The sequence below is a fragment of the Pseudomonas sp. K5002 genome (genome assembly GCF_013386655.1).
Lineage (GTDB): Bacteria > Pseudomonadota > Gammaproteobacteria > Pseudomonadales > Pseudomonadaceae > Aquipseudomonas.
This window is the reverse complement of sequence record NZ_JACARK010001747.1, coordinates 1-314: the sequence shown is the minus strand read 5'-3', so window position 1 is coordinate 314 and position 314 is coordinate 1. Positions and strand designations below refer to the sequence as shown.

General features: G+C 67.8%; 1 protein-coding gene. It reads right to left on the bottom strand.

Annotation, left to right across the window (positions count from 1 at the left end):
- A partial coding sequence (locus HX846_RS39070) for an amidase family protein (RefSeq protein ID WP_256740580.1) occupies positions 1-314 on the bottom strand: 314 nt, incomplete at both ends.

Genomic DNA, 314 nt, shown 5'->3' with positions numbered 1-314 from the left:
GATGACCGGGTCCACCGGCGTATCGAACAAGGTCGGGCAATACGCCACACGCACGGGGCCCAGCGGTTGGTCGCAGCGCGCCAGGTAGGACTCGGTGGGCGCGGGCAAGGCCTGGTGATCCAGCGGATCGGGCCCGGAGAGGATATCGAAGAGTAACGCGCTGTCGCGCACGGTGCGGGTGATCGGGCCGGCGTGGCTGAGCATTTCAGTGGCGGACCAGGGCCAGGTGGGGATGCGCCCCAGAGAGCCTTTAAGAGCGAATGCACCGCAAAAGGCGCCGGGAATGCGCACCGAACCGCCGCCGTCGGAACCCA